Here is a 6,870-nt window from a genome sequence, read left to right as displayed (position 1 = left end):
CGTTCTCAAAGTAAAAAAAAGACGAAACTCACTTTTTATCGTGAATTTCGTCTTTTTTTTGAATTTCTGAAACTTTTTGTCTCAGCCTCTTTGAGTTATGTATATGTATTTCGAGAGATATGTTATCAGCAATTTCGCTGGGAACTGCTTATACTGTATCTCTTATCAGCAATTCCGCTGGGAACTGCTTATAACGCACCTCTTATCAGCAATTTCACTGGGACCTGCTTATACTGTACTTCTTATCAGCAATTTTGCCGGAAACTGCTGATACTGTACTTCTTATCAGCAATTTCGCTTGGAACTGCTTATACTGTACTTCTTATCAGCAATTTCGCTTGGAACTGCTTATACTGTACTTCTTATCAGCAATTTCGCTGGAAACTGCTTATACTGTACTTCTTATCAGCAATTTCACTGGGAACTGCTTATAACGCACCTCTTATCAGCAATTTCGCCGGAAACTGCTGATAACGCACCTCTTATCAGCAATTTCACTGGGAACTGCTTATACTGTACTTCTTATCAGCAATTTCGCTTGGAACTGCTTATACTGCACCTCTTATCAGCAATTTCGCCGGAAACTGCTGATAACGCATCTCTTATCAGCAATTTCGCTGAGAAGTGCTTATACTGTACCTCTTATCAGCAATTTCACTGGGAACTGCTTATACTGTACCTCTTATCATCAATTTTGCCGGAAACTGCTGATACTGTACCTCTTATCAGCAATTTCGCTGAGAACTGCTTATACTGCACCTCTTATCAGCACCAACTAGACCTCCTTCTTATTCTTCTACTTTACTAACTCGATATTGCTTTGGGGTTATTCCGTTATTGCGTTTGAATACTTTTATGAAGTGGCTTTGATCTGAAAAGCTGAGTTGATGTGCGATTTCGGAAATGGATAGGTTTGAGTTATCTAACCATATTTTAGCTTCTTCTAGTTTTTTCTCTGTTATATAGGTGCTTAAAGTTACGCCTACTTCTTCTTTAAATAGATGGGATAAGTATTTTGAACTTATATGTACTTGTGCTGCCAACTTGTCTAATGTTAATGGTTGGTATAAGTGGTTATAAATATATTGTTGAACTTGGTGTATGGGTTGTGAATATTTAGTTGTATTTAAGTTCTTTACTTTAGTGGCAAATTCTATAAAGATTCGTTCAACTGTTTTTACGAGTACAAATTCTTGTTCTGTTTCTATTTTTTGAATAAGGATATCGCTTAGTGAATATGCGACTTCATAGTGTAAGCCGCCTTCTATAGCTGCTCTAGTTGCAATTGTTACTGATGCAATTGCTAAATTCTTATCATTTCGAATAAGATTGTCTGGAGTCACTACGCCAACTTTATCTATATACAGTGTATTTCTAAATGCATTTTTTATATTTTCTACATCACCATTTTTTATATACTTATTAAAATTATTTTCTAATAAAATATCATGATGTAATTGTTCTTTTACACGTTTAATTGAAAGTTCAAAATCGATATTTTCTTCTGCATTAGTTATGTTTTGAGAATGGTCTTCGATATCTGACGCTTTAATTTGTCTTCTAAATAACAGAAAGTATACAAGTTGACTCATGTTAATGAGATTAGCTTTTTTATAATTTGGAACCGAGTTTAAATAAGTTTGTAAACTTTTCTTTAAATAAAGTGGTACGTTATGGCGTTTAATATAATCGTAAAAGAGATTATTAGACACTTCTTCTAATACACATGGACCCATGATAAAGTCGAACTTTGCTGTTCTTATACATGAATAATACTCTATGTTATTGAGAGGTTTTATGAACGGTATTTCAGCAGTTGCTTCATTTTCGGTAAAAAGTTGTTCGCATAAGTCTTCTGAAGAGAAAAAGGGGTTTTCTAAATAAGGAAATTTATATTCTTTAATCAGGTTGTTTGAAGTTTTGATGAAAATATTCATACCCGTATTAGTTTGTGTCAGTTTACATATATAATCTAATTCATCATTTATAGTATGATCCATAAAATCACTCCTTATTTATAGAGAATATACTATTTTTCTAGAATAAATACAATTAAATATCATTGTCCTATATTATAGTTTGAATATAAAGAGCATTCATCTTTACAGATATTTATAACAATATAAAGGTAGTGGTATCTATGAAAAATAGTGAAATCATTAAAAACTTATCATTAGATGACAAGATCAAAATTGTAACGGGACAAGATTTTTGGTATACAAAAGAATTGAAAAATGAAGGATTAAAGTCACTATTACTTACTGATGGACCTTCTGGAGTAAGGAAACAAGAAGAGGATATTGATGCTTTAGGTTTGAATCAAAGTATTGAAACAATTAGTTTCCCAAGTTTAGCATTAATTGCATGTTCGTTTGATAAAGATTTGTTACGTCAATACGGGGAATATTTAGGACAAATCGCTAAAAGTGAAAAAGTGAATGTATTGTTAGGACCAGGGATTAACATTAAGAGAAATCCTCTAGCAGGTAGAAATTTTGAATATATGTCTGAAGATCCATTTGTATCAGGTAAACTTGGTACAGCATATATTAAAGGTTTACAATCTCAAGGTGTCGGTGCAAGTGTTAAACATTTTGCGACTAATAATAGAGAAAATCAACGTTTTACAAATTCATCTAACATTGACGAACGAACATTAAGAGAAATTTATCTTAGTGCATTTGAAACAATCGTAAAAGAAGCAGAACCTGCAACAATAATGAGTTCTTATAACTTTTTGAATCAAGTTCCTGTTTCAGAGAACAAATGGTTGCTTACAGAATTATTAAGAAATGAATGGGGATATCAGGGTGTAGTTGTATCTGATTGGTCAGCAGTTAAACGTCGCCCACAGTCATTGAAGGCAGGTCTAAATTTAGAAATGCCAGGTAAAGGTGAAGCTACGTTAACTGAAGTGAAAGATGCTATAAAAAATGGTCAATTAGACGAGCATATTTTAGATGTTTCAGTGGATCGTGTTTTAACTTTAATGAAAGACTATCAAATTAAAGAAGAAGTACAGTCTTATGACAAAGAAACTTACCACGATTTCGCAAGAGAACTTGCACGTAAAAGTATTGTTTTATTAAAAAATGAAAACGAAAATCTACCTTTGAAACCTTCATCATTAGGATTAATTGGTGAACTTGCAGAAAATCCAAGATACCAAGGTGGCGGTTCGTCTAAAGTAAATCCATATCATGTCGTAACACCATTAGAAGCTTTTAAAAATCAACAATATGTATATGCACAAGGTTACAATATAAATAATCATGAAGTAGATCAACAACTTCAACAACAAGCAGTAAAAGTAGCACAACAAAATGATCAAGTAGTATTATTCTTAGGGTATCCAGAAAGTTATGAAACAGAAGGACTAGATAAAGACTCCTTATCATTACCAGACAATCAATTAGCTTTAATAGATGCAGTGACTAAAGAAAACGAAAACGTAACAATAGTCTTACAAAATGGTGGAACAGTACTTATGCCATGGGCGGATAAAGTGAAATCTATCGTTGAAACATATTTACCAGGAGAAGCGGTAGGAGAAGCAATTTACGATATATTAACAGGTAAACAGAACCCAGCAGGTAAATTAGCAGAAACAGTACCACAACGAATAGAAGACGTCCCTTCCTACTTAACATTTAATCAAAGTAAAGCAGATGAAAATTATAGAGAAGGTATATACGTAGGCTATAGATATTACGATACAAAAAATATTGAAACACAATTCCCATTCGGTCATGGTTTAAGTTATACAACATTTGATTACAGTAATATGCAAATAACGAATCAAGAGAGTAGTCTAAAGGTTAGTCTAGATATAAAAAATATAGGGAACATATTAGGAGAAGAAGTTGTACAAATTTATATAGGAAATCGTACAAGTGATATCGATATGCCATTCAAAGAACTTAGAGAATTCGAGCGCGTAGCTTTAGAAGTAAATGAAACAAAAACAATCACCTTTGAAATACCACATAAAGCAATGCGTTGGTACAATGAAAACAAAGGACAATGGCAAATAGACGACGGAGAATATATAATTTATGCAGGATCATCAGTAGAAGACATACGATTAGAACAATCAATCACACTAAATATAACAAACCAAACAACATCAAATCTGATACACGAAGACACATACCTATCAGAAATCGTAACAAGAAAAGAAGCATTCAAGCAGTCACTAGAACAATACAATTTAGATAAAATAATAGATGCCGTAATAGAGAACCCAGAACTAACCTCAATATTTGAGAACATGCCATTACGCTCACTTATCATGGTTAACATAGACATCAAAACAGTTCGCGACTTTATAGATGCAGCAAATGAAGAGTTGAGTAAAGAAGCGTGAGTGTAGAAAAATAAGAGGCAGGGACAAATTAATTGTCCCTGCCTCTTATCATTGTATTGGCAGTAGATGACTGGATTGAAAATGCGCTTATATCAAGCTTCTTCAATCCTAGTCATCCTTGCCGGGGTGGGACAACGAAATCTTTTTTATAAAATTAGATTTCTGTCCCACTCCCTATTTACTAATATAATAGTATGAGGATTTATGGTTTGTGTATTTGGATAAGAGTTAAATATTTATAAAATTTTGAAAAAATTAAATTACATTATGGTAAAATCAAAGTGTATAAAGTTGAATACTAAAATAATATAGTTTTAAGTTATTTCTATGAAAATTATGATATATATTAACGAGAACAATACTTAATGTTAACTTGGAATAAAATATTTCTTAGAAGAAAGACGGAAAAATAAAACAAATGGTGTTATAGCTTTGTACACTGAAGAAGCAAAAGCATCAATTATGAGAGAGACAGTGCATAATTGTTCTACTTGTAATCAAGAACATACTGTTTATAATCTATTAGAATTTGATAATTTAGTTAGTAGAAACACTTTGAATATAAAGCCTGAATTTAAAAAGAATAAGTGTGTTGGGCTATATGATTCTAATCATGACTCATATATATCTTTAGTACCTTACGAAACATTTAAAGAAAATACACAAAAATATATTGATTTAGCTCTAGAGAAAAGAAATCGATTGAATGAATTTAACTTAACTAAAAAGATGTAAATAGAAACATTGTGATTTATTATGGGGGTTTCAAATTTGAGTGATAAATGTTTCAAAGTTTCAAATGAAGTGTATAAAAAACATAAAAAAATTTATAAATTCGATTGGGTTTTAAGATCAATTTTTACTATGGGAATTATCTGTTCTATATTATATTGTTTGAACTTTTTTTCTGGTTTGAATTCTATAATGGGATATATCATTCTGACTATTATTGTTTTAAGCTGTTCTATCATAATTGGTTATAAAAGCAGAACTTATAGGTCTAAGGTTATTAAATACTCTATGTCTAACGAAGTAATGAAGATTTTAAATGAGAATAATATTAATGATAAAAGCAGTATTCAGTTGTTAAAAGAAGAATTGAAAATAGAAATTGCTGAACAAAAAGATGATCTTAATAATAAAAAAGGTAGAATTAATAGGATTTTTTTATATGTATTCTGGATTCCTTCAGGTTTTTTGTGTGCTTTTTACTTTAATTCGAATGATGCTGTCTTGCAGTTTGAACAATTAAAAGATTTAGCTCTATTACTGCTTGGATTAGCTATTCAAATAATATCTTTAATTATGATGTTATCTGTATTTGAAAAGGAAATGATATATCTAATGGATTCTAGGAATAAAAGATGTATATTAACTTTAGATTATCTAAATGATTATCTGTATTATTCAAAATCTTTAAGAAGTTGATTATTTACAATTTCTAGGAGATTTTGTATAATAACTATAGAGCATAATTTCCGAGACATACATCAAACCCCCTTACTATTTGTGGTAGTAAGGGGTTTATTTGATGCTGGTTATTTGTCGTCTTTTGTCTTACGTTTATCTAACCAGTATGACAGTAGCGTAAGTGTTGCACCTACGATTATAGGTGAGACTATGTTAGAAAGCATAATCTCCATAGACATCACCTCCTCCACAGAAATCTATGTCTATGAAGTGTGATTGACGACATTTATATTTTAGTTTAATTGTTGTTTAGAGAATACTTTATTTTTTGATTTTTTATATTAGATTTATGCAAGTGAGGATCGGTAAACGATTGGGTAATGGTTAGGTTATTAAAGTAAGCTAATTTACTCTCAAAATTGCAAAGTGTTGAAATTTGACACAAAAAGGAATTTTGGACTTTTTATAGATTCTTATTTAGTATAGAATTAACAGTAATAGTATTTTGAAAATTATAAATATATATTTGTTATTATTTATTAAAAATGTTTGGAGTGTAACTATGTCTGAAGGAAATCATAAGAGACAATTTGGTGCTAAAAGTAGTGGTAAGGCTAAAAAGATAAATAATGAAGAGGCATTTCATAATAGTGACGATAAGAACGAGGGTTTTCAGAGTCAAAGAACGCATCATGAATTTGGTGCTTCTGATAAGAATAAGAGTTCGTTTATTGAGAATTTCAAAAAAATGTTTTTATTGTATGACAAGAATGAATGGATTAAAAGGTACTTAATTTCGTTAATTATTACTCTGTTATTTATTACGATGATGGGGGATAGTCTTTGGATTGTGGTGCTACTTAATTTTCTATTATTTCCTTTTATTATTAGTGTTGTTGATGATTTTATTGGAAAACTCACTCAAAAAACAAGCTTTGCTGAACAATTACAAAGCTCTGGTTGTTTTGTTGCTATTATTAGAGTGGTTATAAAATATGTCTTTTTATATTTTGTATGGGGATATTCGTTAATTTTAGGTTTGGTTTCATTAGTTTATATGTATTTTACAGCAAGAAAAATGTAATAAAGGAGTT

The 6,870-nt window shown here is 30.7% G+C and carries 6 protein-coding genes; 4 read left to right on the top strand and 2 right to left on the bottom strand.

Annotated features, from left to right (window positions below; all coding sequences use genetic code 11):
- Window positions 1-788 precede the first annotated feature (788 nt).
- Entirely contained in the window at window positions 789-2,000 is a 1,212-nt protein-coding gene (locus LQ609_RS11635) for a helix-turn-helix domain-containing protein (RefSeq protein ID WP_239734787.1), read from the bottom strand.
- Between the two features lie 140 nt (window positions 2,001-2,140).
- Here LQ609_RS11635 and LQ609_RS11630 point away from each other — a divergent pair, with 140 nt between their 5' ends.
- From LQ609_RS11630 to LQ609_RS11620, 3 genes are all read left to right on the top strand, one after another.
- On the top strand, window positions 2,141-4,366 hold the full coding sequence (locus tag LQ609_RS11630) for a beta-glucosidase (protein ID WP_239734786.1): 2,226 nt from the start codon (window positions 2,141-2,143) through the stop codon (window positions 4,364-4,366).
- Between the two features lie 432 nt (window positions 4,367-4,798).
- Entirely contained in the window at window positions 4,799-5,101 is a 303-nt protein-coding gene (locus LQ609_RS11625; protein ID WP_239734785.1) for a hypothetical protein, read from the top strand.
- A gap of 36 nt (window positions 5,102-5,137) precedes the next feature.
- Window positions 5,138-5,794, top strand: coding sequence for a hypothetical protein (locus tag LQ609_RS11620; RefSeq protein WP_239734784.1), 657 nt, complete (start codon window positions 5,138-5,140; stop codon window positions 5,792-5,794).
- A gap of 110 nt (window positions 5,795-5,904) precedes the next feature.
- On the opposite strand, the gene LQ609_RS11615 is transcribed toward LQ609_RS11620, so the two are convergent.
- Window positions 5,905-6,009, bottom strand: coding sequence for a type I toxin-antitoxin system Fst family toxin (locus LQ609_RS11615; RefSeq protein ID WP_107509316.1), 105 nt, complete (start codon window positions 6,007-6,009; stop codon window positions 5,905-5,907).
- Window positions 6,010-6,338: 329 nt separating this feature from the next.
- Here LQ609_RS11615 and LQ609_RS11610 point away from each other — a divergent pair, with 329 nt between their 5' ends.
- On the top strand, window positions 6,339-6,860 hold the full coding sequence (locus LQ609_RS11610; protein ID WP_239734783.1) for a hypothetical protein: 522 nt from the start codon (window positions 6,339-6,341) through the stop codon (window positions 6,858-6,860).
- The last annotated feature ends 10 nt before the right edge of the window (window positions 6,861-6,870 follow it).

Source organism: Mammaliicoccus sp. G-M28 (genome assembly GCF_022386595.1).
Classification (GTDB): Bacteria; Bacillota; Bacilli; order Staphylococcales; family Staphylococcaceae; genus Mammaliicoccus; species Mammaliicoccus fleurettii.
The sequence above is the reverse complement of the archived record's forward strand: the minus strand, read 5'-3'. Positions and strand labels throughout refer to the sequence as shown.

Coding starts and splice junctions, on each gene's coding strand:
- LQ609_RS11630 (WP_239734786.1), top strand. CDS start 2,141: ATGAAAAATAGTGAAATCATTAAAAACTTATCATTAGATGACAAGATC.
- LQ609_RS11635 (WP_239734787.1), bottom strand. CDS start 2,000: ATGGATCATACTATAAATGATGAATTAGATTATATATGTAAACTGACA.
- LQ609_RS11610 (WP_239734783.1), top strand. CDS start 6,339: ATGTCTGAAGGAAATCATAAGAGACAATTTGGTGCTAAAAGTAGTGGT.
- LQ609_RS11615 (WP_107509316.1), bottom strand. CDS start 6,009: ATGGAGATTATGCTTTCTAACATAGTCTCACCTATAATCGTAGGTGCA.